Origin of the sequence: Sutcliffiella horikoshii (assembly GCF_002157855.1) — a bacterium.
Lineage (GTDB): Bacteria > Bacillota > Bacilli > Bacillales > Bacillaceae_I > Sutcliffiella_A > Sutcliffiella_A horikoshii_C.
In genome coordinates, this window is the sequence record NZ_CP020880.1 from 3,207,727 (window position 1) to 3,232,345 (window position 24,619).

Sequence of the window (24,619 nt, forward strand, 5' to 3'; positions counted from 1 at the left end):
ATAGTACTGATTACCTCAGTCATTACTAGTAATTCGTGAAAATGTGAGGGTTCCCTATTGGGGGAATTTTTTAGGTAAAAAGTATGAAGAAGGGATTAATGACAATAAAAGTTGCAAGTGATTTTCCCCATAAAAAAACCACACCCATATTTTTCATAATGGATGTGGTTTTTATTTTATTTAATTCGTACTTCCTTATTGGATGTTCAGCTCGTTCAAGATTCTTTCTAAGGTTTGTCCTTTATAATTCTTCTTAGGTTTTGGCGCATTTTGGATGGTCGGATTTTGCATGAAGTAGTTGTTTACAACAAAAGCCATATCCTTTTCATCTACAATGCCGTCATAGTTAATATCGGCTTCGCGTTTATCAGTACCCCAATGCGATTGGATGTACACTGCGTCCATGATATCGATGACATCATCTTTATTAACATCCCCACCGATTGCAGTTTTATAAGGCAGATATTTTCTTTGGCTGGTTACTTTACCATCATCATGGAATCCAACATTAAATGTATTGTGCACAGTAAAATGCCCAGGTACATTTAGCTCGAATTGGAATTCTTCATCCGTTAAAGGCAAATATGGAATCTGGTAATTTGTTGACGATGAAGAAGAAAATCTTCCTTGATATACCTTGCCGTCCTTACCAGTTGCATGTACTTTGACACCGACCTTCTTGTAATCATTTGAGTTTGGAGTTCCACTCAAATTCATAAATGCTTCTGCAGCTACACCTCCGTACACCATTGAGTACGTTGCCTTGACAAAAATCATCGGATTTGCACTCAATGCTTCCTTCATTTCATTATTCGTATCCGTGTAAGATACAGTCATATACCTGGCATAAAATATAGGGGCTTGCGAATATCTGTCGTCCTTCATCTTAAACTCTATATCCGCTAGGGAAAGGTCATTAGACAATGCCGGCACTCCATCCTTCGTTGATACTGTAACTGTCAATTTGTTGTAATCCCCAAATTCTTTTACATCCTCTACTTTTATATCAACTGCATCACTAACGCTGCTGTGCGTCGTTACAGTCGGTTCAGCCAAGGCATTATTATACTGCAACGTATACACAGCTTCTTTTACATCGGTTACATTGTCTAGGGTTAAAGTCGTTTGTACAGACTCTCCCATATTTGCAAATATTTTTTCAGTCTGCATATTTGCGTGCGGCTCTCCTTCACGAATAACGTAGATCATTCTACTATTATTCCATGTTTGATTGGACGCAGCATCTCTCCCGTAAAACCAAAGTTGCATAGGTCTTGTTTGATTGATAGGAATATCAACAGAGAAAGTGCCATCTTCATTAACAGGAATCTGTACCGGTCGGCCTCCAAGCTGATCATGATAAAACATTTCATTACTTCCTTGAGAAACATCAAATCCTGCGGCCTTCATATCTTGCGTTTCTTTATCGAAAATAGAACCCGTGACGTTTATTGTAGTTTCTTTAGGAGTGTATTCGTATACATCCTCTTTTATATTAAGATCAAGTTCCGGTGCGATACTCTCCATATAAATGGTAGATTCTTTAGAGAAAGTTTTTCCTGCATCATTTGTCCCTACGAATTTCAATTTGTAAGATCCTTGCTTGGCTATTTTCGGGTTATAAGCAATTGGCTTGTCCGCATCACCAGTAAACGGATAGTAATACCCTTCAAATACATGCTTAATCCCAAGATCCACTTTCTCATTCATCAACATACCATCATATGTTCCGATAAATCCTAATTCTTCGTTTGTTTTTCCATCCACTAAAAACACATCGAGTGTACGCATATGGGATGTTAAATTCAAATATACATCTGTGTATCGTCTTGCCGCATTATAATCTTTCGTAGTTGTAATTGCTTTATTAAGTATTTCTACAAACTCGATTCCTTCCTTTGTCGTGCGGATAGCAAACGGGACTTGATATGTCTCTTCCGGATTTACTTGGTTTGTATAGGTAATATAGCCTTCATACGTTCCTAACGCTGCCGTTTTGGGAATCGTAATGAAGACATTCGTTTTCTTTTTCCCCTTTCCATTCACTTTTACTTTCTTATCTGCGGAAATTTGAACACCGTTAGCATCTGCGTCGTTTGATGTTCGATAATCGTTTTGGAATCGTCCTTCCAATACTTGAAACTCTATATTTACATCAAATGTTTTTGCTTGTTTACTATTGTTGTAGATAGTAAGAGAACGTTGATCTGTCACATTGGTTCCATCCGGTGCAAAGGTTCCAAAGCTGATTGCCCCTGTTTTATCTTGTACCATCTTATAATTACCTTTTTTGTCTAATTTCCCTTGTGTTTCATCGCTTACTTCGATTCGGCTTTGAGAATGAATAGCTTCGTACGGATCCACTACACCTGCTCCCACTTCATAAACGCTATATTCCCCATTTAGTGGATCTGCCGTGTTCATCAATACTTGCTTCACTTGTTCAGGAGTGAAATCTGGGTTCGCTTGTAATAATAATGCAGCTACCCCAGCCACATTCGGGCTTGCCATCGAAGTTCCTGATAGTCTTTTATAGGCATATTGATAGTTTCCGATTTGGTCTTCCCCATGCATATACGAAGGTACTGTAGAGAAAACAGATACGCCTGGTGCTATTACTTCCGGCTTGATATCATATGTCGTACGAGCCGGTCCACGTGAACTAAAGGATGCAAGCTTGTTTCCTTCCGTCACTACTTCCCCAATTTCATTAAAGGAGAATTCCGAAGTGCCATTTACGTTTTGTTTCAACAGCTTTCCTTGTTCATAGGATAGGGAAAATGTCGGAATCATTCCGTACCCTTCTCCTAGATACGAGGGAATGAATCCTTCTCCTTGAATGTTATTAGCCATTAATACTGCTTTTGCTCCATGTTTTTGCGCTTCTTTAATCTTGGCATCCAATGTGAGAATTCCTCTATCGACTAGGACAATCTTTCCCTTCACATCTTTGTTGTTAAAATCAGAAGCAGCCCCATATCCAGCGTATATGATTGGAAGACTCTGACCCTTTAGCTCTTCTACTTTATCATCTAGACTTTTTGCCAAAAGTTTTAGGTCTGCTGTTACATCTTCCAATGTACCTTTAGATGTTTCAATCATTTCTGGTGTATCGCTTGCTCCAACTGTAATAGCTAAGGCAGCAGTACCTGGGGACCCAAGTGTGTACATACTGTCTCCGCTGTTACCAGCAGAAACAACTGACGTCACTCCCGCCATCACTGCATTGTTCAATGCCATACTAGTAACATAGAGAGGGTCATTGTAGGATCGGCCCAGAGAAAGGTTGATTACATCCATTCCATCTAGCACAGCCCGGTCAATTGCTGCCAGTATAGCTTCCGTTGAACCAGAACCATATTGCCCTAATACACGGTACGCATAAATATCCGCTTCCGGTGCTACACCAGTCACGGCGTAATCTGCATTATTTTTACCTTGTCCTGCAATAATACCCGCTACATGGGTTCCATGTTGCGTATAATAAGTGGAACCTGTCAAAGGATTAATTTCTGCGTACCCCGATTTTTTCCAATCATCATATGTTGTCTCCATCGGGTCATTATCGTTATCGACAAAATCATAGCCGCCTTTATAAGCATCCTTTAAATCAGGATGATTATAATCAATTCCTGTATCGATAACTCCTACCTTAATCCCTTTACCTGTTAATCCTTCGTGGTGCAATTGATCCACACCAGGGAATGTCAATCTTTTGGTTTCTGTCGTTTTATCAGATGATTTTTGTTCCACAGGAGGCTCTACTTGCACTGTTTCATTACTCCAAACTGCTTTTACTACCTTGGACTGCATTAATGCCTCCACTTTATTAGAAGGTAATTCCATAGATACCCCGTTAAGAGAGTGCTTATACGATCTTTTAATTTTATAGAAATCTTGCTTCTTTTTTACATCTTCTTGATAAATGCTCTGTAAGTCTTTCTTGAACGTCTCATGAGCAGCATCGGCCTTTTGCTCTGCCTCAGCTAACGACACTTTTTTCCCTTTTACGGCCTCTTCTACTACTGCTGTCTTAGCAGGCTTGTCCTTGAATTCAACGATAACGGAAACTTTATCATCGCTCTCCAAATTCACTTCAGGCGCTAATTGCAAACCAGACTGATCGCTGATTTGTAATTTATTCAACGCTTCACGTTGGGCTGGTGTGAGATTTGTTAAAACCTGGTTAATGCTTGATGGTGTTTCGGCATGAACGTTTAATGGATTGTTAACCGGCGCAAATGCACTGAACATAAGGCCAGTTGCCAATGCCAAGGTTGTGGCCTTCTTGAAAACTTTCTTTTTCATTTTTCTTTTCCCCTCTTTCTTCCTTTGATAGTTTCATTGTATCGACATTTTACGAGATATTATTTTTGCAAAATTCCATCAAATCACTTTTTTTAGAGAAACGAAATATACGTGCATTTGAGACACAAATAAAAACAAGGATGTCCGAATATCAATACTCATGACATTTGGACATCCTTGTTTATCAATTCATCTTTCATCGATGGCTTACCGGTTAAGTTTTCCATTGGTTCCTGCTTTTATGACTCTCTTAGCTTGTCCAGCTCATGCAATAAAGTTGCTTGCAAATGACACTGCAGCCCAGCTCTATGATACCTCTTTAGTGAAATTAAAAACCTCTATTTAATTTAGCCACTGATAGCTCCCGTATGGTCACCTCAGAATCTACGCAGTACAGCACTATCCATTATGTTTAATCAAATTGTTTAATATCCAGCAGCAACAACAGCCTCCTTTCTTCCTGGTTTTCAAATAGAGTTGGTATTCAAAATAAAAAAAGCCGATAACTGCAAGTCGACTTTTTTCGTTATTTAAGATCAGTCTATTTACTCCCTCTTTTATCCAAAATAAGCGTTAATACTGTAAATAAGCGTTAACCTCTTTTGTATTGCTTTTCTTTTTGAAAGAACTGCTCCCACTTCATCACGACGACTTTTTGTCTCATCACCAACATGAGGAGTAAGAGTCCTATAAGCACAGCAACCATGGCAGTTGGAGAAAATTCCGTGATAAATTGGCCAAAGACGGTATAGATGATAGCGAGAGGAATATTAGTCAGGAGAGAAGCTTTTGCATAGTTAGAAAAGCTTTTTGTCGTTTCAATCAAGCAGAGAGAAAGTAAGTGGAAGTGGATGAATGGGATCAGACGCATGATAGTGATCTGTCCAACCGAAAAGTTTGCCCGGTTGCCAAAGAGCCTTTCTTTCATTCTTAAAATTTTCCCGAATATGCTAGGAAACTGCTGGTATAAGAAGTAGAAAAATAAACTGGATAATGTTAAGCCTGCCACAGAGTAGATACTCCCGATTACCCCGCCGAACAAGGCTCCACCGGCAATGCAGATGATGACTACCGGAATAAACAAAACTTGTCTTAATATATGGAAAAGAATAAAACCTAGAGAAGCCAGCCACCAATGACTTTCAATCACGACAAAGAGTACGTTCATTTTTTCGTCCATTTTGGCTTGCCTCCTAGTATTAATATTAAAGCTTATTCAACTATCAATATTTTATGTTAACTTATCAGGCTGTGAGAAAATACCCCCAAAACCCGATATGTAAAAATGTTATGAATGGTAGACCTATACGGAATAACAGGAGCTTGGTTTTATGACGGAATGTTTGCATCCCCATCCACGTACCTAGTGCGCCGCCAAGCAAGGCAATTCCCCATAGATGTAATTCAGGTATTCTCCAGCGATGTTCGATGGCTCTTTGTTTATCTACTTTCATAATAATGAAGCCTACAATGTTTATAAAGATATAATAACCGACGAGTACTTCCATCATATCCTCCGACGTTCGAATGTGTGCACACATTTTGTAGACTGACTTCACTATCAGTCTCGATATTATTTTATCAAAACACAAAAGAGGCTACCAAATTGTTAGCCTCCTTTGTTTGGATAATTATTTATTTAAGCTGTTTTTCGCAGCAGTTGCCAATTCAGCAAATGCTTTTTCGTCGCTAACTGCTAGCTCAGCTAACATTTTGCGGTTTACTTCGATTCCAGCTACTTTCAAACCGTGCATTAGACGGCTGTAAGAAAGACCGTTCATGCGAGCCGCTGCGTTGATACGAGCGATCCAAAGCTTACGGAAGTCGCGCTTTTTCTGGCGACGATCGCGATAAGCGTACATTAGGGATTTCATTACTTGTTGGTTAGCTACTTTATATAAAGTATGTTTAGAACCGTAATAACCTTTGGCTAATTTAATGACTTTTTTACGACGTTGGCGTGTTACTGTACCGCCTTTAACTCTTGGCATTATGAATACCTCCTATAAAAAATATTATCTTAAGTTGTCTAACATGTGACGGATGCGTTTGAAATCACCTTTGCTTACCATAGCTGATTTACGCAATTTACGCTTTTGCTTTTGAGACTTGTTAGCGAATAAGTGACTTGTGTATGCGTGAGAACGCTTTAAGCTACCAGATCCAGTTTTCTTGAATCTTTTCGCTGATCCGCGATGAGTTTTCATTTTAGGCATTGGAGTTCCTCCTCATATGAATTACTTTTCGTTTTTTGGTGCCAAAATTAAGAACATGCTACGCCCATCCATTTTTGGATGAGACTCAATTGTTGAAACTTCTGCACAAGCTGCAGAGAAACGATCTAGCACACGCTGACCGATTTCTTTATGCGTAATCGCACGACCTTTGAATCGAATCGATGCTTTTACTTTGTCTCCTTTTTCAAGGAACTTGATTGCATTGCGAAGTTTCGTATTGAAGTCATGCTCATCAATAGTAGGACTTAAACGAACTTCCTTTAAGCTGATTACTTTTTGGTTTTTACGCGCTTCTTTATCTTTCTTCTGTTGCTCGAAACGGAACTTTCCGTAGTCCATAATTCGGCATACAGGAGGTTTCGCATTAGGCGCAACCATTACTAAGTCAAGGTTAGCACGTGCTGCAATTTCCAGCGCTTCTACTTTTGACTTAATTCCTAGCTGGTCTCCATTTTGACCGATTAGACGTATTTCGCGGGCACGAATGCCATCGTTTACCATCATGTCCTTGCTAATAATTAGCCACCTCCAAGGTTTATTCCGAATACCGTTTGACGAACAATTTACTCTTTTGTACAAACAAAAAAGTGTGGGTGTACACATACACCCACACTTTACGATTACGTAAGTAAAAGATAGAATCTTTCTCGTAAAACCTGCCAACTGCATAAAATGCGTCAATCAGGTGAGAAGCGGGTGCTTCTTCTTGTCCTCAAACAAGTATTCAATTTGACCTTGTATAATATATCATTAATGATGATTGATTGTCAAGAATTCGTATCAAATGAAACAACGTTTTAAATGATATCAGATAAATTGCGATTGCGCAATAGTTTTTTTCTCTGGGTGTAAACTCCACCTCTCCTTTCGTTCCGGGTGGTCGCTTTCCGCGGGACGGTGCTTGAGCCTCCTCACAACGCTTCAGGGGTCTAAACCTACCGTTATCCCCCGCAGGAGTCAACCACCCTGCACTACAGTCGGCAGGGGGAATTTTCAATTACATTGTAACTAAGGCTTACTGTCGGAAAGTACCCATTTACTGTCAGAACGGAGTGAAATACTGTCCGAAATTTAAAAATACGAGCGAAAGTGAGGCATTTACTGTCCAAATTACCTCGAATACAAGCCAAACGACAAACTCTGCCAAATTGCGACACCCACCCCTGAGTGCAGCCCGTAACCCTACCACAACAAAGGGGAACACCCTGGCACCTTCAGCCAGGACATTCCCCCGTATCACGAAAAGCCTATCTCTTCGCTTCTTTCACCAGTTCACCCACAAATTTCTCTAGGGAGATTGTTTCGGATTTTTGTTCGCCGTATTTACGGACGTTTACTGCGCGTTCTTGGATTTCGTTGTCGCCTAGCACTAACATGTATGGGATCTTTTGCATTTGTGCTTCACGGATTTTGTAGCCGATCTTTTCGTTTCTTTCGTCCATTTCTACGCGGATTCCTTTTGATTTCAGAAGGTCTTGCACTTCTTTTGCATAATCAAAATGTGCATCAGGTGATACAGGGATCACTTGGACTTGTACTGGCGCCAACCAAGTTGGGAATGCACCTTTGTACTCTTCGATCAGGAATGCCACAAAGCGTTCCATAGTGGAAACGACACCACGGTGGATAACAACCGGACGGTGTTGCTTGCCGTCTTCCCCTACATAAGTGAGGTCGAATTTCTCTGGTAGTAAGAAGTCAAGCTGCACAGTGGATAGAGTCTCTTCTTTTCCAAGGGCTGTACGTACTTGAACGTCTAACTTAGGACCGTAGAATGCTGCTTCGTCGATTGCTTCGAAATAATCAAGACCAAGCTCATCCATTGCTTCCTTCAGCATGCCTTGTGCTTTTTCCCACATTGCATCGTCATCAAAATACTTCTCTTTATTTTCTGGATCACGGTAGGAAAGACGGAAGGAATAGTCATCCAAGCCGAAATCTTTATACACTTCAAGTACAAGGTTGACAACACGCTTCAGCTCATCCTTAATTTGATCAGGACGGACGAAGATATGTGCATCATTTAGAGTCATTCCACGTACACGTTGCAGTCCTGCCAATGCTCCAGACATTTCATAGCGGTGCATTGTGCCAAGTTCCGCGATACGTACAGGAAGTTGACGGTAACTGTGGATACTGTTCTTGTACACCATCATATGGTGCGGACAGTTCATTGGACGAAGAACAAGTTGCTCGTTATCCATTTCCATTGGAGGGAACATGCCGTCCTGATAGTGATCCCAGTGACCGGAAGTTTTGTATAGCTCCACGCTACCCATTACTGGAGTGTATACGTGGTCATAGCCAAGCTCTACTTCTTTGTCGACGATATAGCGTTCGATTACGCGTCGGATTGTTGCACCTTTTGGCAACCATAGCGGCAAGCCTTGCCCAACTTTTTGGGAGTTGAAGAAAAGGTCAAGCTCTTTACCAATTTTACGGTGATCACGCTCTTTTGCTTCTTCTAACAGGCGAAGGTGCTCATCAAGTTCTGCTTTTTTGAAGAACGCTGTTCCGTAGATACGCTGCAGCATTTTATTTTTGCTGTCGCCTCTCCAGTATGCACCTGCAATGCTTAACAGTTTAAACTCTTTGATTTTCCCAGTGGATGGTACGTGGATGCCACGGCAAAGGTCAAAGAACTCGCCTTGTTCGTAAATGGAGATTGTTTCTCCTTCTGGTAGTTCGCGGATCAATTCAAGCTTCAGTTCATCGTTCAGCTCTTCGTAGCGGCGCAATGCTTCTTCTCTGCTTACTTCCACACGAACAACATCCAAGTTTTCGCTGACGATTTTCTTCATTTCTTTTTCGATCTTTTGAAGGTCTTCTGGAGTTAGTGATTCCTCCATGTCGATATCGTAGTAGAATCCGTTCTCGATTACTGGACCGATTCCTAGTTTTACATTGCCGTATAGGCGTTTGATCGCTTGTGCCATCAAGTGGGCAGTACTGTGTCGCATGATTCCAAGCGCTTCGTCGGAGTCTTGCATGATGATGCTGATTTCTCCGTCTATATTAATCGGGGAACGCAGGTCAATGAGTTCTCCGTTAAGCTTTCCAGCGATTGCTTTCTTTTTCAGACCCGGACTGATGGATGCAGCGATATCTTCTGTTGTTGTACCACGTTCAAACTCCTTTACCGCTCCGTCTGGAAATGTGATCTTCATTAATTCCGACATCTCTGTCACCTCTTCTTTAGAATTTTTGTTGGTTCATATAACGCCGCAATTGCTCTCCGCAAACGGCTTCGCTTTCCGCGGGACGGTGCTTGAGCCTCCTCACAACGCTTCAGGGGTCTCAACCTACCGTTACTCCCCCGCAGGAGTCTTCTCCTTTTGCTCCAAGCAATTGCTAATGGTTATTTGAACCAAAATAAAAAAACCCGCCCCTTATATAATATAAGGGACGAGTTTAATATCCGTGTTTCCACCCAAGTTCCCATCTTTTAAAGATACTAAAAGACGGCTTCATTTTTAGATAACGAGGGATTTCCCCGTCAACAGCTACTGCAATGTTCACTGTTGAAGTTCAGAGGTGGTTAGGGTTTTACTCGTGATAGGAAGCTTACAGCCGGTGACTTCCCTCTCTAACATCCGTTTTTAAAACACTCATGTCCTCATCGATACTTTTTGAGCTATAAAGTTAAAATTGATTATGTAGGTTATTATATTCTCCTGTTACAGGAAAATCAAGTGGTCACTTTAATCAATTTTACTTTTATTTTGCCCAAAATAGTGAAAAGGTAAAACAACGGCACGTTCTTCAAAAATATTTCGAATCGTCTCCACAAGTTGATGCTCCGTGTTATCTGTGTAAAGAAAGAGCTTTTTCGGCGCGATAGAAACTAATGGAGCAAGTACGACCGAGTCTATATAATACGAATAATTATTAAAATGAGTTCTATTCATAAATTTGATGAGCTGATTTTTGGGGATATGCGAGAAAGACTTGTCATAAAAATCGAATTGATATTGATAGACAAGATGCAATTCGTCAAGCTTGGAATCTGTCGTCGTCAACAATCCCCTCAGCTGATGGACGAACGATTGGTACTCTTGTTCCAATTTATACTCATCAATTGCCGCTTCCACAAATACCTGCAACCCTTCAAAGTATTCTTTCAACCTGAACATAATGAAGGAGTCAAATGAAAATGAAATGGGCTGTTGAAAAAAAGACTGCATGACAGAATCCAATTGGGCATCACGCTGTTCTATAGCCGGGAGATTCGGAATATCAGACCGTTCCCCAAGTAGGATCGATTGCAAAATACATAGAATTTGCTCTTGTTCTTCTTCCTCTTTATAGTAAAACGTATTTTCCAATACTGATAAGATCCATTCTTTCTCCTTGGTTCGGTGAATGTAATTCTTCAGCACCGGAACAATGGTATTTCTGTAAAAATGAACATCCTTTGATTCCACGACGATTTTTTCTTTATGTAAAGAAAGGATAGAATCACTCTCAGGATTTTTCTCTAATACCTTCATATATATCGCATTTGCGTCCGATTCATTTCGAAAGGAAATCTCAAACAAGTTTGTCCCCCCTTTGGTACACCTAATTCAATGTATATGGGAAGGAGGATGGAAAAATGAATAAATATAAAAAAATATGCGCCGGTCCATCAACTAAAAGGACTAGCGCATATTATTTTTCTTCACTCAAATGGATAATCGCCAATGACTACTTCAAGATGACCTGGAAGAATGGAGACAGTAGAAGGGGTATGGTAGGTCTTTTCTCCGTCTGTATCGATTTCCTGATTTGGAGTGGCTTCAATTCTTAGTTTTTTCGCTCGGAAATAGATTAACTCGTCGTTTCCTTCTGCCGGAAGCTCTTTTTGGAGTCTTGTCTGCATCCATGTCCAAAGCTGGGCAATGGAGGTCTGCTTGATAATCAATACATCCAGTTCCCCGTCCTGTATGCTTGAAGAAGGAAAAAACGACTGAATACCACCCAAAAAAGAACCATTGCCTATCAGAAGCATGACAGCATCACCTTCATAAGATTGTGTTTCACTTTCTATCGTGAGCTGAAACGGTTCCTCTTCCATTACCGTTTGTCCGGCGCTGATGTAATAGGATAGTTTTCCAAGTAGCTGTTTCGTCCCGTTGTCGATGTTGTCTGAAACCTTTGATACCAATCCAATTCCCCAAAAATTCAAGAAGTATTGATTATCACTTTTTCCGACATCCACCTTTTCTGTACGCTTTTCCATGATCTGTTCCACTGCTTTGATAGGATTCTGATTGATTCCAAGCGTTCGTGAAAAATCATTACAGGTTCCGCCTGGTATGATGGCAAAAACAGGCCTCTTTTCCAAAGGAGCCAACGCATTGATTAATTCAAAGATGGTTCCGTCCCCTCCGGCACCGATAAGAAGATCCACATGATTTGCCAGCTTCTCCACTAGCCTCGCTCCATCGCCTTCTTTTTCGGTAGGATGGATGGTTACTTCATCAAATGCACTTAAGAGCATTTTTTCTATTTGTTCAATGGAATTGATCAACTTTTTGTTCCCGGCATTGGGATTAACGATCACCGCTACTCTCTTCAAAGGTTATTTCCCCTTTTCTTTAGTCTTATAGTAGACGATACCCTTTTTTGGTAGTATTAACATCTTTTTAAGAAATAGCATCAATAAAAAGAAGGCCGCATCCCCCAAAAGGTATATGCAGCCTCTACATTATGGATCTAACCTTATCTTTTTCTCTTTCATTTTCGCCAAACGTTCCATCAGCTTCTGTTTTTCATCCTCTTCTACTTCCTTGAACTTGTCGGACTGACTACTTGAAGCATCTGATTCCGTTGCCGTTCCGTCCGAACTGACAAAACGGTTGCGCACCACCTTACCTGCTTTCGCTTTAGAGGCGCTACCTCCACCAGTACTCTTCGCTGCTGGCTTGGTATCCGCCCAATTCTGATACTGGCGATGCTCTTCTTTGGCAAGTTCCATCGCTTCACTGACAGTTTTCACCTGTTTACGCGCCCAGTGACTTGCAATCTTCTCAACGTATTTGCGATTTAGCTTCATATCTGTTTTCAACAACACATAATAAAGCAGGACATTCACGACTCCAGGTGTTAATTGTTGCTTGAACATGACATCTTCTACAATTAGGAGGTCTGAGGCAGAAGGTTCTGAACCACCTGAAAGGTCTGTCAGCATTTGTTTTGGTGAGACATTCTCCAGCTGTTGGATAAGCTGTTCATCTTTAGTTGCCGGTTTTTTGTCCGTAAACTGTCTCAGGTTCAACGGTTGTGTTTTTTCCACAAGCCCCGGCAAAGTATCTTGGTATTCTAGCTGATACCAATCTCTTGCTGCCTTACGCAGTTTCTCTAAATCCACTTTTTCATCTACATCAATTACATTCATCATCAAATCGCGCATCGATATCGGATCAATGGTATAGATGAAGGATAGTTTGACAATCGCTTCCTTCACTTTGGCGGTAATTGATTTTTTTGGGATGACCACCTCAGACAGCCCTGCAAAAAACAAATCAAAGTCAAAGGTTTCTTGACTTACCCTCGGCTCGCTTCCCTTTTTGCGCTCCATCCATTCTTCTCCTTGTTCCAGTGGTAGTTCCTCCATCATCTCCTCATTTGCTGCATACGCCATGTTTTCTGACTGGACAGATTGGAAGACATCACTGAAATTTCGAGTCACTTCCTGGTATTCATCCGCAGGGATTACCTTATCGGAAAAGTATTTCTTCACACTTGCGTATTTATTTTTTCCTAGTCGATTGTATAAATAAATGGTTAGCATTGGTTCTGAAAAGAATGCTTCCGGGGAAAGGGGTGGTTGGAGTTCATAAATGAAGGTGCGCAGCTGATCTTCTTCCTTCACCCACGTCTTTAAAAGGCCGATGCCTTCCAGTTTTATTCTCTCCTGATGGATATCTTTTAAGTTGCATTGCATCGTTGTCATTATGCCGTGATGCGTTGTCTCCCCGCCCCACAAGCGATCTTGGTCCAGCTCACTCCAGAGGGTCATATATAGACTGTATCCCCTGAATCCCAGCAAAGGTTGATATAGCATTGTTAGGAGTTTACGGTCAAACTGTTGGAGCACTCCATTTGAACGGACAATATACCGGTCTACAGGGACCAGCTCTTTCCAATGGCGATCAGACATGAAACATCCAAACCTTTCTTATAAAAAAGTAATCGAAAAAGAGAGGCATATGTTTCCTCTCTCACTTAGGGTTCCTTATTTTCGTTCCTTATCAATGATTTCTTTTAATTCATCCAAAAAGACATTGATATCTTTGAATTGACGGTAAACAGAGGCAAAGCGGACATATGCCACTTCATCTATTTTTGATAGTCTCTCCATTACCATTTCACCGACCATATCGCTTTTCACTTCCGATATGCCGATATTTCTTAATTCTTTTTCCACTTCCATCACAATGTCTTCGAGTTGTTTTAGGGCAACCGGTCTTTTTTCACATGCCCGAATTAAACCTCTCAGCACTTTTTCCCTGCTGAACTCTTCTCGTATTCCTTCCTTTTTCACGACGATAAGCGGCATTTCTTCCACTTTTTCAAATGTCGTAAAACGATAGGAACAAGACTCGCATTCTCTTCTTCTTCTGATGGATTTTCCCTCTTCTACAGGGCGTGAATCTAATACCTTCGTCCCATTATGATGACAGGAAGGACATTTCATGATGGTTTCCACTCCGTTTCCAATCTACTTTTTCCCCGAATTCAGCCCGGATCCAATATAGATCATCGATTTATCAATCCGTTCATACATTTGTTTGATCAGTTGACGACTGTATCCAAAATCGAAAGGTAGTTTGGTTTCTGTTGTAACGGAAAAATCAACCGCTGTTTCAAAAGGTCGGACAGAGATAACTGTAACAATGACAAACGCTTTTCTGCCTTTGTTCACTTGCAATGCAATTTCCCCGTGCTCCTCAGAAACAGATTTTACCGTTACCCCTTCCATCTTGTTAAACAATTCTTGCAAGGCTTTCATTGCATTCTTATTGGTAGTTTTATAATAACGACTGCGTAAGGATTCTTCTGTATGATTTTCCCGCGTTTCCGAGTGATTGGTCAATATCCCTTTCAACTTTTGTATCGCTCCCACTTTAGCCTGACAACCCCTTAATTTGTTGTTTTTTATGTATAATATATTTTGAGTATAATAAAAAGAGGTGCATGCTATACACCTCTCTTTATTTTAATGCATTTAGTTATAATTTTAAAGAGCTTTTGCTTTGTTTACTTGAACAGGACCCATTCCACGTGGAAGTTCGATTGTTTCACGCGTCTGAGCATTTAAAGCAGTTGCAATATAGTCAGCTGAAATATTAGGATCTAATTCTCCGCATGTATAAACATCGATACTTGCATATCCGTGCTCTGGGAAGCTATGAATGGTTAAGTGGGATTCGGAAATAATAACTACTCCGCTTACCCCTTGAGGAGCAAATTTATGAAAAGCTACCTCTCTTACTTCTGCACCTGATTTTAATGCAGCATCGACAAATGTTTTTTCGATGTAATCCATATCATTCAATTTGTCAAAATCGCAACCCCATAGTTCTGAAATAACGTGACGACCTACTGTTTCCATCTCACGTTCCCCCTTTTCATTTTTTAAAATACATGAATTCCTCAAAGGTGAAGAGTGATTGATGTATTACTACCACGGGGGAAAGTTAGTCCAGAGAGGTCCTAACCCTTTAAGTAGCCACATAATCGTTTCAAGAAGTTCACGAAAAATAGTATAATGCTTTTATTTTAGTTTTGCAACAGGCATTTAAGACTTTTTTTCTCGTAAACTATTAATTTATGAAAAAGGGAAATGTTAATCCACTCTGCGACAAATGCAAAAAAGCGATTAACAAAGAACGTTAACCGCTTACATTTATTTCACTATAGCATTGCCTTAGGCTAAATTAACCAGCCATTACCTCTTTTGCTTCTACCATTTTTACTGCTACGAATTGAACAAGATCTACTACTCGGCAAGAATAACCCCACTCATTGTCATACCAAGCTAATACTTTTACCTTTGTATCGCCCATCACCATTGTGGATAAACCATCGATGACTGCTGAATGTGGATTTGTGTTAAAGTCCACAGACACAAGCGGCTCCATTGTAACCCCTAATATGCCATCCATCGAGCCGATGGAAGCACTTTGGAACGCATCATTCACGTCTTCAACCGTAACCGGCTTTTTCAAGTCTACTACAAGGTCAACAAGCGATACGTTAGGTGTTGGCACACGTAGCGCCATTCCATGCAGTTTACCCTTTAAATGTGGAAGAACTAAGGATAATGCTTTTGCCGCTCCAGTTGAAGTTGGGATGATGGACTGTCCGCAAGCTCTTGCTCTGCGCAGGTCCTTATGCGGGTTGTCAATATTCTTTTGGTCATTTGTATAAGCATGAACAGTTGTCATTAATCCATTCTCGATGCCAAACTGTTGATCTAACACTTTGACAACCGGCGCTAAGCAGTTTGTTGTACAAGAAGCATTAGAGATGACAAAGTGCTCATTCATATTCAGCACTTCTTCATTTACTCCCATGACAATCGTTACATCTTCGTTTTTACCAGGCGCTGTCAAGACCACTCGCTTCGCACCAGCTTGAAGATGAAGTGCCGCTTTATCGCGGGAATTAAACTTTCCTGTCGCTTCAATTACGATATCTATGTTCATTTCTTTCCAAGGAAGTTCTTCTGGATTACGGTTGTTCACTAATTGAATGCGCTTACCATTTACAATTAACGCATTGTCTTCTGCGTAAACATCCGCGTCAAAGCGTCCATGGTTTGTGTCATATTTAATAAGGTGAGCTAGCGTTTCCGCAGGGTAGCTCGCATTGATTGCAACGATATTTAAGCCTTCTTCTTGGATGGCGCGTCTGAATACCATTCTCCCAATTCGTCCAAACCCGTTAATTGCAACCTTTGCCTTCATGTAAATTCCCCTTTTCTGTATATATGTTATACTTATTAATCTGTTATCCTGCAATTAGTATAACATATTTAATTTCTATATGTCATGTAAAAAGTACAAAAAGGGCATATCCCTATTTTTGGATATGCCCTAGAGTTAGTATTTGGTTTTACGGTTGATCTCCGTTCCAGGCGCTTCGCTTTCCACGGGCGGTCCGGAAGGCTACGGAAGCGATTCATCGCACGAAGAAAATGCGTTAGCATTTTCGAGGAGTCTCGCGCCTTCCACTGCGATCAACTCTGGGTTACTGGATATGCCAGTTGGTTAGTATGTCATTTAGTTGTTGTTCTGTTTTGGTGACGGATCCGTTGTTGTCGATGACGGCATGGGAGAGTTTAACTTTTTCGGTAAGGGGCATCTGGGATCGTATTCTGTCTGTTGCTTCCTTTTCAGATAAGTCGTTTCTCTCCATTAAGCGTTTCAGCTGGGTTGCCTCCGTTACATAGACGAGTAATGTTTTATCTACAAGGTGAGTCAGCTTGCTTTCAAAAAGCAGGGGAATATCCATGACCACCACTTCATGGCCATCTTCCAAGAATTTTTGGGTCTTTTCTTTCATGCTTGTTCTGATGCTTGGGTGCATGATGTTGTTCAACTTTTGCCGTTTAGTCTCATCCTGAAAAATAATGCTACCTAGTTTTGGTCTGTTCAGTGTTTTGTCGTCGTTAAGTATTTCAGTCCCAAACTCTTTTACAAGTTCTTTATATGTATCTGTACCAATTTCCACGACTTCTCGAGCCACGATATCAGCATCCACAATCGGAATGTTTTTATCGCGCAGCATATTGGCCACTGTGCTTTTACCGCTTGCTATTCCTCCAGTTAGTCCTATAACCAATGGCATGTCCATTCCTCCTTTTCAAAAGAGAGGCTGCGCTACACAACCTCTAGTGTTTCTACTTACATTTTAATAATTCCGATAACAATAAGTAATACGCCTGGTAAAAAGGAGAACTTGTTAATCCACGAAACGGTGGAGAACACCCTTCCTAATTTTATCCCAGTGATCACAAATAACGAACTCATCACAGCTACTGAAATGGCCATCACACCGGGAGAATAACCAAGCAAGGCTGCACCGATTCCCGCTCCAAAAGCATCAAGGGACAGGGCAATGCCAAGAAAAAAGGCCTCTAACCCGGTGATGGAGCCTGAACGGTCAAAGTCTGCTTCTGTTGGCTTTCTCAAAATGTTGATGACAACACCGAGTGATTTGATTTCAAGATTGAACAATATGCGTTCATCTGCAAAAGAGGTACTGTCTTCGGCTGTACTGGCACGGAAAAACTGATAGAGAACCCACATTCCTAATAGGATTAGAATGCTTCCACCAATTGTCTCTGCAAAAGCAGGGGAGAGAAATTTCATAAGTATGGTGCCTACTAACATGGCAAGCAAAAGCGAGACGGCCGAACAACACGCGATGATACTGATTGATTTAAGCGGCATATGCATTTTTCTTAGGCCATATGTCAAGCCAACACTAAAGCTATCCAGACTAACGGCAAAGGCTAGTAGAATAAGTGAGATGTATGGAATCATTAAGAGCTCCTCCCTAACTATCACTAGGATAGTATATGGCAGGAGCCCATTCGATGTGTTCTAATTATTTTTACTCTAACTCCCTTTTGCCTTACAATCCGAGTGTTCGCTTTCCAGGGGCTGTGCTTGAGCCTAACTTGGGGGCCACTAAAAAGTCTGTCTATGAATTTAAATATTGGATAGACACCGCTGTGGATTTTCGCAAATGGCTTCGCTTTCCTAGGGGCGCTGCTTGAGCCTCCTCACTTCGTTGCGGGGTCTCAACCTAGCGCTATCTCCCTCAGGAGTCTTCGCCTTTTGCTCCAATCCACAGCTCAAAATTACCAAATACTATATCATATCAGTTTTTCAGTGGCCTCCAATACTTCAGGTATAAAGGCGTTACTTTACTCTAATGGTTTTGGCTGGCATTGGGGGCAGGTGTGGGTGCCTCTGCCGGCTACGACTGTTTTTTCGATTTCATGGCCACATTTTCTGCAAGGCTCTCCTTTACGGCCGTAGACGAAAAGCTCGAGCTGGAACATGCCGATTTGACCTTGAGAGTTTACATAGGAACGGATTGTACTTCCACCTTTGTCGACAGCTTCTTGAAGAGTCAGGACTATTTCGCGTTGCAGCTCTATCAGCTCTTTTTCATTTAAACTGCTTGAGATTCTCTCAGGATGAATACCCGCTCTGAATAACGCCTCATCCACGTATATATTACCTAAGCCCACAACAACTGTTTGATCTAATAGGACTGCTTTGATATTCCGGTTTGTTTTGGCAAGTCTTTCTTTAAGAAGATCAAGGTTGAACTCATCCTCAAATGGTTCAGGTCCCAGACTTGCAAGCGATTTGGCTGCAAGTTCCTCTCCTTTTTTATAAAGATGAAGCGTACCGAACTTGCGAACATCCTGGTAGCGAAGTTCGGTGCCGTCCTCAAAATAGAAGAACACGTGGGTATGTTTATTTGCCGGCTCCTCTTTCTGAAAGAGGCCATATTTGCCCTCCATTCGCAAATGAGAAACCATGCAATAATCGGTAAGGTAGAAGAGAAGAAATTTCCCCCTTCTTCCGATTTTCACAATTTCCTGCCCAATGAGCATTTCCTCAAAAAGAGCGGCATCATCCGGCTCTTTAATCATTTTGGGCCATAAGACTTTCACCTGTTTGATTGTTTTCCCTTGTACAAGCTCGACCAGTGTTTTTCTGACCGTTTCAACCTCAGGAAGTTCTGGCATGGTAACACATCCTCATAAAAACAATTATTTCGCGTCGTACCATGTAGAGCCATAGGAGTAATCTACCTTAAGAGGTACCTTTAATTCCACGGCTTGCTCCATTACTTCTGGTACGATCTTCTTTAATTTTTCAATTTCATCTTTAGGAGCCTCAAATACAAGTTCATCATGTACTTGCAAGAGAACTTTAGATTTCATATTTTCTTCTTCCAGTCTGTTTGCCATATCAATCATTGCTTTTTTAATGATATCAGCGGCACTTCCTTGAATCGGTGTATTCATCGCTGTTCTTTCAGCAAAGCTTCTTAGGTTGAAGTTACTGCTTGTGATCTCTGGTAGGTAACGGCGTCGATGCAGGAGGGTTGTAACGTATCCCTTATCTTTTGCATCCAGGACGCTGTCTTCCATGTATTCTTTCACTCCAGGGAAGCTTTCCAAGTATCGGTCGATAAATATTTTTGCATCTTTTCTAGTAATACCCAAGCTCTGTGATAGGCCGTAATCACTGATGCCATAAACAATTCCAAAGTTTACTGCTTTTGCTTGACGACGCATATTGGAAGTGACTTCATCTTCTGAAACATGAAACACATCCATGGCGGTTTTAGTATGAATATCCGCATCTTCTTTAAATGCTTCAATCAGTTTTTCGTCATTTGCTATATGTGCAAGAACCCTTAGTTCAATTTGAGAGTAGTCGGCAGCAAAGATGACCCAGTCTTCATGGGAAGGAACAAATGCTTCTCTGATCTTTCTACCTTCCTCCAAGCGAACAGGTATATTCTGCAGGTTTGGATCAATGGAACTTAAACGCCCTGTTTGGGTTAACGCTTGATTAAAGCGAGTGTGTATTTTATGGGAATCCTCATGAATCACCTTTAATAATCCTTCAATATACGTCGATTTCAGTTTACCTAATTGACGGTAGTGTAAGATTTGCTGAATAACTTCATGCTTTTCAGCAAGCTTTTCCAACACGTCAGCAGAAGTTGAGTAGCCTGTTTTGGTTTTCTTAACAGGTGGTAGACCAAGCTTTTCAAAAAGGATGACTCCAAGCTGCTTTGGAGAGTTAATGTTGAACTTTTCACCTGCCAGGTCAAAAATTTTCTCTTCAATTTTTTCCAGCTTCTCACCAAGATCTGTTCCCATTTCTTCTAATCGAGCCTTATCTACTTTAATGCCGAGTGCTTCCATTTCGCCCAGCACCAATGTCAACGGCATCTCCAGCTCTTCAAATAACTCCAACTGTTCATTGTCTTTTAACTCGTGGATAAATGACTCTTTCATCTCTTGCATCGCGAAAGTCTTTCTCACCAGATGGTCTGCAACCTTTTGTTGGTGAGGAACGGCACGCTTTGCACCTTTTCCGTACACCGCTTCATCTGTTTCGATCTGATAATAGCCTTTTTTACGGGCAATTTCTGCAAGGTCTGTAGATGTCTCAGACGGATTCACGATATAAGAGGCAATGATAAAGTCGAAGTCAATTCCGTTCAGTTCTATTCCCTTCCACTTCAATGCTACAATTGCTCTTTTGGCATCAAAAACCGTCTTTTTTCTTTTATGGTCTGAAGCAAATGCAGTAAACTCTTCTGACTGCAACGCTACTTCTGTCGGAATAAAATAGTTTCCGGTCTCATTTACAAGTGCAATTCCCTGAATATCTGCACGGTGATAATTTTCATCCAGCACTTCCACCATAAAAAAGTTTTCCTTTGCAAAGTGCTCCTCTTTTACTTCTTCTAGTATTTCAAAGGAAATATCCTCAAGATCTTCTGTCACCGTTTCTCCATCTTCTCCAAGCTTGTCTAAAAGGGAGTTGAAACTGAGTTCTTTGAAGATATCTACCACTTTCTTTTTATCAAAGCCTTCATAAAGAAGCTCTTCTACGGTTACTTCTACAGGTGCTTCGGTCATAATAGTGGCAAGTTGCTTGCTCATGATTGCCTGCTCTTTATTATCTTCTAGCTTCTCTTTCAGTTTCTTTCCACTAACCTTGTCAATGGATTCAAGAAGTGTTTCGATGGTACCAAATTCCTTTAACAGCTTGATGGCAGTTTTTTCTCCAACGCCAGGAACACCTGGGATGTTATCAGAAGAATCTCCCATAAGACCTTTCATGTCGATGATTTGGTCCACATTTAATCCGTATTTTTCTTCAATGAAAGCAGGTGTGTAGGAATCAACATCTGTAATGCCTTTTTTCGTAATATCGACCGTAATTTTATCAGTTGCAAGCTGCGTCAAATCTTTGTCTCCTGAAATGATTTTCACTTCATAATCATCTTTGGCTGCTTGTTGAGCAAGTGTGCCAATAATATCATCCGCCTCATATTCAGGCAGTTCGTATCTTTTTATGTTATATGCATCCAGTAGTTCTCGAAGGAAGGAGAATTGTTCGGATAGTTCTGGTGGCGTTTTTTGGCGTCCCCCTTTGTATTCTCCGAACGTTTTATGGCGGAATGTTGTTTTGCCTGCATCAAATGCCACAAGCATATGTGTCGGCTTTTCTTCTTCTAGAATGCGCATGAGCATCATGGTAAACCCGTAAATGGCATTGGTATGTATTCCTTTTTCATTACTCAATAGCGGAAGTGCAAAGAACGCACGATAGGCAATGGAGTTTCCGTCAATTAATACTAGTTTGTTTTTTGCCATGTTTGCTACTCCTCCTTTGTTTCTTTTTTCATTTTTCTTATGTAAGATTCTAACTATAAAAAGCCACAATTCTCCTTCTATTCTATCATGGATAAGAACAGAAACAAAAATTGTGGCTTTGTTGTTATGAGTAGAGCTTCACTCTAAAGTTTGGTCGTTCCTTTTCGCTGCAGACACTCGCTTTCCGCGGGACGGTGCTTGAGCCTCACAACGCTTCAGGGGTCTCAACCTACCGTTACTCCCCCGCTGGAGTCGAGTGCCTTCCACTCCAATTCACTCATCTAAAAACTTTACTCTTGTTATTCCATTCCGCCCATTAGGAGTTTGGCGTACGGGGAGTCGGAAGGAAGAACAATGACGGTTTCTCCATCGATGGTCTTTTTATAGGACTCTAGCGTACGGTAAAGCTCATAGAATTCTGCATCTTTAGAGAATGCATCGTTATAGACTTTAGCCGCTTCGCCTTCCCCTTGACCGCGGATAGTGTCCGCATCTGCTTCGGCTTTAGCCAATATTTCTTTCACTTCACGGTCTGTATTTGCCATGATTCTATTTTTGTCGGCATCCCCTCGAGAAAGGTATTCTTGGGCAGTAGACTGACGTTCTGAAATCATTCGTGTGAACACGGCAGCTTCATTTTCAGGTGGCAGGTCCGTTCTTCTCATGCGGACATCCGTCACGATAATTCCATATTGATCTCTTGCCAGCAGTTCATTCACTCTATCTGTTACCCTGTCATTCAAGCTTCCTCTTGATGACTTCTCATCGTTAATAATATCATCATAGTTTAATTGTCCAAGCTCTGTTCTGACTACAGAAAATACAAACTCAGACATTTTTGTTTCTGCATTTATAAGGCTTGCTAAGTTACTGATCATTAATTCAGGATCTTCTACTCTCCAAACTACATAATTATCAATAAGCATTCGTTTCTTATCGCGAGTGTTTATTTCAGCACTTGCTTCATCATATAACATTTGATATTTTGGCACAGTCGTTACTGACTGAATAAAAGGTGTTTTGAAGTTCAAGCCAGGCTCTTCTACAATTTTTACTACTTCTCCAAATTGTCTAACAACCTTATATTCTCCTTCTTTTACAACAAATACATTGGCAAGGATCACTCCAAGAGCGATAAGAATCACTGCTCCAATTAATCCTCCACGGATAATGGTTTTCCATTGCATATCAGGCTTTTTCTTTTCAAGATTGATAATGTTTTGATCACTCATTGTTCCCACTTCCTTCCGGGTTCGCTGGTGGTTTTGGTGCTGGGTTTTCGGTTCGGAGCGGGAAATATTTCATTGTATTGCCATCATCATTCATAATGTAGATTTCGGCATACGGTAATACTTCTTCCATAGTTTCTAAAATAAGACGCTTCCTTGTTAATTCCGGAGCATTCACGTATTCTTTATACAAGGAATTGAATTTCGCTACGTCACCACGTGCACGTTCAATTCTTTCTGCTTTTTCTCCCTCTGCTTTGGAAATGATCGCGTCCTTTTCCCCTTCAGCTTCATTCATACGCTGATTTTGATATCTTTTCGCTTCATTGTTTTTTGTGTTTTCCATCTCACGTGCATCTGTTACATCTGTAAAAGCTTTACGAACCTCTTCATTTGGCAATTCCACATCCTGAAGGTTGACAGATGTAATGGAAATACCAATATCATAAGTTTCCATTAGCGATGTAAGCAAGTCAAAAACCTCTACTTCAATCTGTGCTTTTCCTGAAGTCAATGCTTCATCGATCTGAGTGCTTCCGATAATACTACGTAATGATGCAGATGTAGCATTGTAAAGGACAGCCTGCGGATCATCACTATTGAATAAGTATTTTCCCGGTTCGCTTATTTTCCACATAACAACCATATCTGCCAAGACGATATTCTCGTCACCTGTTATCATTTTTGTATCGTTGGTGAATTCAACTATTTCTCCATCTTTTTCTTCATAGCCGAATTGTAAACTGAATGTCTCCTTAGACATTGTCTCTACGGTTTGGATTGGCCAAGGCATCTTAAAATGTAGCCCCGGTTCACTGATTCCTTCTTCTACTTTTCCAAATGTCATGATCACAGCTTGTTCTGATTGATCTACCGTGTACCATGACGTTAAAGCAACTGACCCTATGACAGCAGCAAGTATTACAAGAAAAACGGTCGTGTAAATTCGCTTTAAACTCATCAAAGTTGTACTCTCCCCTTTTTATGTTCTCCATAACTTATACGTATGAAAAAAGGGAAGGTTTCATTATTTAAATGTATTTAAGTTGCTTGGTTATGCTCCGCTGTTAATTTCCGCAAATGGCTTCGCTTTCCGCGGGACGGTGCTTGAGCCTCCTCACTTCGTTGCGGGGTCTCAATCTACCGTTACTCCCCCGCTGGAGTCTTCGCCTTTTGCTCCAATTAACAGCTGGAAATTGCGAGTACGAAACTTTAATAGTTTTCAATTTACGTGTAAAAATTATTAAATATGGTGAATGAAGTACCTTGTTGATTGGAGTGGAAGGCGCGTAGACGCCCGCAGGAGGAAGGGACAGGTGAGACCCCACAGGCTGCAAGCCGAGGAGGCTAACGGACCGCCCGCAGGCAAGCGAAGCGCCTGGAACGGAAATCAACAGAATTGTATACTTTCTTAGTTTTAAAACAAA

Annotated in this window: 20 protein-coding genes and 2 other annotated features; all 20 genes read right to left on the reverse strand. The window is 41.0% G+C overall.

Annotation, left to right across the window (positions count from 1 at the left end):
• Positions 1-195: 195 nt before the first annotated feature.
• The 20 genes from B4U37_RS22605 to hflK all read right to left on the reverse strand — a co-directional run bounded on the left by B4U37_RS22605 (position 196) and on the right by hflK (position 24,153).
• Positions 196-4,308, reverse strand: a complete 4,113-nt coding sequence (locus B4U37_RS22605; RefSeq protein ID WP_088019088.1) for a S8 family serine peptidase — start codon at positions 4,306-4,308, stop codon at positions 196-198.
• Between the two features lie 592 nt (positions 4,309-4,900).
• Complete coding sequence (locus B4U37_RS16510; protein ID WP_088019090.1) at positions 4,901-5,488, reverse strand: TVP38/TMEM64 family protein; 588 nt, start codon at positions 5,486-5,488, stop codon at positions 4,901-4,903.
• Positions 5,489-5,552: 64 nt separating this feature from the next.
• Positions 5,553-5,819 carry a DUF1294 domain-containing protein gene (locus B4U37_RS16515; RefSeq protein WP_088020333.1) on the reverse strand — a complete coding sequence of 89 codons (267 nt, stop codon included), beginning with the start codon at positions 5,817-5,819 and terminating at the stop codon, positions 5,553-5,555.
• Between the two features lie 120 nt (positions 5,820-5,939).
• On the reverse strand, positions 5,940-6,299 hold the full coding sequence (gene rplT / locus B4U37_RS16520) for a 50S ribosomal protein L20 (protein ID WP_010195693.1): 360 nt from the start codon (positions 6,297-6,299) through the stop codon (positions 5,940-5,942).
• A gap of 24 nt (positions 6,300-6,323) precedes the next feature.
• Entirely contained in the window at positions 6,324-6,524 is a 201-nt protein-coding gene (gene rpmI / locus B4U37_RS16525) for a 50S ribosomal protein L35 (protein WP_010195692.1), read from the reverse strand.
• 21 nt (positions 6,525-6,545) lie between these two features.
• Positions 6,546-7,064, reverse strand: coding sequence for a translation initiation factor IF-3 (gene infC / locus B4U37_RS16530; RefSeq protein WP_157663882.1), 519 nt, complete (start codon positions 7,062-7,064; stop codon positions 6,546-6,548).
• Positions 7,065-7,120: 56 nt separating this feature from the next.
• Positions 7,121-7,259, reverse strand: a sequence feature (ribosomal protein L20 leader region).
• Between the two features lie 533 nt (positions 7,260-7,792).
• A complete protein-coding gene (gene thrS, locus B4U37_RS16535) occupies positions 7,793-9,724 on the reverse strand; it encodes a threonine--tRNA ligase (protein ID WP_088019094.1) in 1,932 nt (643 codons plus the stop codon).
• A gap of 219 nt (positions 9,725-9,943) precedes the next feature.
• Positions 9,944-10,177, reverse strand: a binding site (T-box leader).
• A gap of 69 nt (positions 10,178-10,246) precedes the next feature.
• Positions 10,247-11,083: a sporulation protein YtxC gene (gene ytxC, locus B4U37_RS16540; protein WP_010195685.1), complete on the reverse strand. Its 837-nt coding sequence runs from the start codon at positions 11,081-11,083 to the stop codon at positions 10,247-10,249.
• A 122-nt stretch (positions 11,084-11,205) separates the two neighbouring features.
• Complete coding sequence (locus tag B4U37_RS16545; protein ID WP_088019096.1) at positions 11,206-12,105, reverse strand: diacylglycerol/lipid kinase family protein; 900 nt, start codon at positions 12,103-12,105, stop codon at positions 11,206-11,208.
• 129 nt (positions 12,106-12,234) lie between these two features.
• Positions 12,235-13,689, reverse strand: a complete 1,455-nt coding sequence (locus B4U37_RS16550; protein ID WP_088019097.1) for a replication initiation and membrane attachment family protein — start codon at positions 13,687-13,689, stop codon at positions 12,235-12,237.
• 75 nt (positions 13,690-13,764) lie between these two features.
• Positions 13,765-14,226 carry a transcriptional regulator NrdR gene (nrdR, locus tag B4U37_RS16555; RefSeq protein ID WP_010195681.1) on the reverse strand — a complete coding sequence of 154 codons (462 nt, stop codon included), beginning with the start codon at positions 14,224-14,226 and terminating at the stop codon, positions 13,765-13,767.
• Between the two features lie 24 nt (positions 14,227-14,250).
• Positions 14,251-14,655, reverse strand: coding sequence for a hypothetical protein (locus B4U37_RS16560; protein ID WP_010195680.1), 405 nt, complete (start codon positions 14,653-14,655; stop codon positions 14,251-14,253).
• 114 nt (positions 14,656-14,769) lie between these two features.
• On the reverse strand, positions 14,770-15,144 hold the full coding sequence (speD, locus tag B4U37_RS16565; protein ID WP_010195679.1) for an adenosylmethionine decarboxylase: 375 nt from the start codon (positions 15,142-15,144) through the stop codon (positions 14,770-14,772).
• 325 nt (positions 15,145-15,469) lie between these two features.
• Positions 15,470-16,501: a glyceraldehyde-3-phosphate dehydrogenase gene (locus B4U37_RS16570; protein ID WP_088019099.1), complete on the reverse strand. Its 1,032-nt coding sequence runs from the start codon at positions 16,499-16,501 to the stop codon at positions 15,470-15,472.
• 283 nt (positions 16,502-16,784) lie between these two features.
• Positions 16,785-17,384, reverse strand: coding sequence for a dephospho-CoA kinase (gene coaE / locus B4U37_RS16575; protein WP_088019100.1), 600 nt, complete (start codon positions 17,382-17,384; stop codon positions 16,785-16,787).
• Between the two features lie 56 nt (positions 17,385-17,440).
• Positions 17,441-18,082 carry a sporulation membrane protein YtaF gene (gene ytaF / locus B4U37_RS16580; protein WP_010195674.1) on the reverse strand — a complete coding sequence of 214 codons (642 nt, stop codon included), beginning with the start codon at positions 18,080-18,082 and terminating at the stop codon, positions 17,441-17,443.
• 386 nt (positions 18,083-18,468) lie between these two features.
• Positions 18,469-19,305, reverse strand: a complete 837-nt coding sequence (gene mutM, locus B4U37_RS16590; RefSeq protein ID WP_088019103.1) for a DNA-formamidopyrimidine glycosylase — start codon at positions 19,303-19,305, stop codon at positions 18,469-18,471.
• A 24-nt stretch (positions 19,306-19,329) separates the two neighbouring features.
• A complete protein-coding gene (gene polA, locus B4U37_RS16595; RefSeq protein WP_088019105.1) occupies positions 19,330-21,963 on the reverse strand; it encodes a DNA polymerase I in 2,634 nt (877 codons plus the stop codon).
• Between the two features lie 299 nt (positions 21,964-22,262).
• Positions 22,263-23,195, reverse strand: coding sequence for a protease modulator HflC (hflC, locus tag B4U37_RS16600; RefSeq protein WP_088019107.1), 933 nt, complete (start codon positions 23,193-23,195; stop codon positions 22,263-22,265).
• The gene (gene hflK, locus B4U37_RS16605) at positions 23,188-24,153 is read right to left on the reverse strand and encodes an FtsH protease activity modulator HflK (protein WP_425444087.1); all 966 of its coding nucleotides are present in this window, start codon (positions 24,151-24,153) and stop codon (positions 23,188-23,190) included. The genes hflC and hflK overlap by 8 nt, the downstream gene beginning before the upstream one ends.
• Positions 24,154-24,619 lie beyond the last annotated feature (466 nt).

What these genes read in the sequence shown, in the direction of transcription:
- mutM (WP_088019103.1), bottom strand. Translation starts at nt 19,305, where the DNA reads ATGCCAGAACTTCCTGAGGTTGAAACGGTCAGAAAAACACTGGTCGAG.
- ytaF (WP_010195674.1), bottom strand. Translation starts at nt 18,082, where the DNA reads ATGATTCCATACATCTCACTTATTCTACTAGCCTTTGCCGTTAGTCTG.
- hflC (WP_088019107.1), bottom strand. Translation starts at nt 23,195, where the DNA reads ATGAGTGATCAAAACATTATCAATCTTGAAAAGAAAAAGCCTGATATG.
- rpmI (WP_010195692.1), bottom strand. Translation starts at nt 6,524, where the DNA reads ATGCCTAAAATGAAAACTCATCGCGGATCAGCGAAAAGATTCAAGAAA.
- B4U37_RS16510 (WP_088019090.1), bottom strand. Translation starts at nt 5,488, where the DNA reads ATGGACGAAAAAATGAACGTACTCTTTGTCGTGATTGAAAGTCATTGG.
- nrdR (WP_010195681.1), bottom strand. Translation starts at nt 14,226, where the DNA reads ATGAAATGTCCTTCCTGTCATCATAATGGGACGAAGGTATTAGATTCA.
- B4U37_RS22605 (WP_088019088.1), bottom strand. Translation starts at nt 4,308, where the DNA reads ATGAAAAAGAAAGTTTTCAAGAAGGCCACAACCTTGGCATTGGCAACT.
- rplT (WP_010195693.1), bottom strand. Translation starts at nt 6,299, where the DNA reads ATGCCAAGAGTTAAAGGCGGTACAGTAACACGCCAACGTCGTAAAAAA.
- hflK (WP_425444087.1), bottom strand. Translation starts at nt 24,153, where the DNA reads ATGAGTTTAAAGCGAATTTACACGACCGTTTTTCTTGTAATACTTGCT.
- B4U37_RS16515 (WP_088020333.1), bottom strand. Translation starts at nt 5,819, where the DNA reads ATGATGGAAGTACTCGTCGGTTATTATATCTTTATAAACATTGTAGGC.
- speD (WP_010195679.1), bottom strand. Translation starts at nt 15,144, where the DNA reads ATGGAAACAGTAGGTCGTCACGTTATTTCAGAACTATGGGGTTGCGAT.
- B4U37_RS16550 (WP_088019097.1), bottom strand. Translation starts at nt 13,689, where the DNA reads ATGTCTGATCGCCATTGGAAAGAGCTGGTCCCTGTAGACCGGTATATT.
- polA (WP_088019105.1), bottom strand. Translation starts at nt 21,963, where the DNA reads ATGGCAAAAAACAAACTAGTATTAATTGACGGAAACTCCATTGCCTAT.
- thrS (WP_088019094.1), bottom strand. Translation starts at nt 9,724, where the DNA reads ATGTCGGAATTAATGAAGATCACATTTCCAGACGGAGCGGTAAAGGAG.
- coaE (WP_088019100.1), bottom strand. Translation starts at nt 17,384, where the DNA reads ATGCCATTGGTTATAGGACTAACTGGAGGAATAGCAAGCGGTAAAAGC.
- B4U37_RS16570 (WP_088019099.1), bottom strand. Translation starts at nt 16,501, where the DNA reads ATGAAGGCAAAGGTTGCAATTAACGGGTTTGGACGAATTGGGAGAATG.